Genomic DNA, 1,379 nt, shown 5'->3' on the forward strand with positions numbered 1-1,379 from the left:
CTAATATATACGCTGGTGAAATACTAGAAGGAGACAAACTTCCAATTAAGCACTGTGCTTATACTCCATGTTTTAGATCTGAAGCAGGTTCTGCAGGTAGAGATACTAGAGGTCTTGTAAGACAACATCAGTTCAATAAGGTTGAATTAGTTAAGTTTGTTAAGCCAGAGGATTCTTATGATGAACTTGAAAAGCTTACAAATGATGCAGAAAAGATGCTTCAATTACTAGAAATACCATATAGAGTAGTGAAGATATGTACTGGAGATTTAGGATTTACTGCTGCAAAGAAATACGATATAGAAGTATGGATGCCAAGTTACAACAGATATGTTGAAATTTCTTCTTGTTCAAACTTTGAAGATTTCCAGGCAAGACGTGCTAATATAAGATTCAAGAGAGATAGAGAGTCTAAGACTGAATTTGTTCATACACTAAATGGTTCTGGATTAGCAGTAGGTAGAACATTAGCTGCTATACTTGAAAACTACCAGCAGGCTGATGGAACTGTTGCAGTTCCTGAAATATTAAAGCCATACATGAAGTGTGATGTAATAAAGTAATAAATAATTTTAATTAAATAAAACAGTAAAAAATAGAATATTTTCGACCAAGTAATTAAAATTGCTTGGTCGATTTTTTTGTATTCATAAATTATTAGAAAAAAATATAAAGTCAGAAAAATACTTGATTTATATTTTCTTCTATAGTATAATTTCACATAGAGTGTTGATTATGTTCGCACGAAGGGGTACACCACCGCGGGTGTAGCTTTCCTTCGTGCGTTTTTTTTCGTGTTTTTACAAAAACAGTATGAAAAATAAGGAGTTTTAAATATTTTTAGTAGAAGTGTTTGAAAAAATTTAGAAAAGGAGGAAGGCTATGATAAAGCTCAATGGAGAAGTTTTAAAAGAAGAAAATATAAATCTTATGGAACTAATAAAAACTAAAGGATTTAATTTTGAAAGAATAGCAGTAGAAGTAAATGGAAAAATAGTAAAAAGAGGAAGCTATGAAGAAGTTAAGCTTAAAAACGGCGATAAAGTGGAAATTGTATGCTTTGTGGGAGGTGGCTAAAAGTGAATAGTGAGAAAATTAATGTAGATAAAAATATAAAAAAAGAAAAAGTATCTTTAGAAGATCTGTCTAAAAGAAACATAGAAAAATCACTGGAAAAGCTTCAAAAAGCTAGAGTATGTATATTAGGAGCGGGTGGCCTTGGTTCTAATATTGCTATGATGCTTGCTAGAAGTTCTGTTGGATATTTGCATATAGTGGATTTTGATATAGTGGAAGCCTCTAATTTAAATAGACAGGCATATTTTTTGGAAGATATAGGAAAAATGAAAACAGAAGCAATTAAAAATAAAATAGAGAAA

3 protein-coding genes are annotated in these 1,379 nt (G+C 30.8%); all 3 read left to right on the forward strand.

Annotation, left to right across the window (positions count from 1 at the left end):
- On the forward strand, positions 1–563 hold a 563-nt coding region (serS, locus tag BMY82_RS09370; protein ID WP_091976287.1), incomplete at its 5' end, for a serine--tRNA ligase.
- A gap of 319 nt (positions 564–882) precedes the next feature.
- Positions 883–1,077, forward strand: coding sequence for a sulfur carrier protein ThiS (thiS, locus tag BMY82_RS09375; protein WP_091976288.1), 195 nt, complete (start codon positions 883–885; stop codon positions 1,075–1,077).
- Between the two features lie 2 nt (positions 1,078–1,079).
- Positions 1,080–1,379, forward strand: a 300-nt coding sequence (locus BMY82_RS09380) for a ThiF family adenylyltransferase (protein WP_330386717.1), incomplete at its 3' end; no start/stop codon positions are given.

This window comes from Peptostreptococcus russellii, from assembly GCF_900110295.1.
Taxonomy (GTDB): domain Bacteria; phylum Bacillota; class Clostridia; order Peptostreptococcales; family Peptostreptococcaceae; genus Peptostreptococcus; species Peptostreptococcus russellii_A.

Coding starts and splice junctions, on each gene's coding strand:
- thiS (WP_091976288.1), top strand. CDS start 883: ATGATAAAGCTCAATGGAGAAGTTTTAAAAGAAGAAAATATAAATCTT.